At 63.9% G+C, this 244-nt stretch carries 1 protein-coding gene; it reads left to right on the forward strand.

Going from position 1 to position 244, the window contains the following annotated elements; all coding sequences use genetic code 11:
- Positions 1 to 244, forward strand: a 244-nt coding sequence (locus tag J5M58_RS27545; protein ID WP_207880676.1) for an amino acid permease, incomplete at both ends; no start/stop codon positions are given.

Below are 244 nucleotides of genomic sequence, written 5' to 3' on the forward strand. Positions count from 1 at the left end.
TCGGCATCGAGGGTGCGAGCATCTTCTCGTCGCGGGCGGAAAAACGCTCTGACGTGGGCAAGGCCACGGTCATCGGCTTCGTTACCGTGCTGCTGTTCCTGGTGCTGGTCAACGTACTGTCGCTGGGGGTGATGACCCAGCCGGAACTGGCCGGGCTGCAGAACCCGTCGCTGGCTTCGGTACTGGAGCATATCGTCGGGCCGTGGGGCGCCTTGCTGATCAGTATCGGCCTGGCGGTTTCGCT

This window comes from Pseudomonas sp. 32_A, assembly GCF_017490905.1.
Taxonomy (GTDB): domain Bacteria; phylum Pseudomonadota; class Gammaproteobacteria; order Pseudomonadales; family Pseudomonadaceae; genus Aquipseudomonas; species Aquipseudomonas inefficax.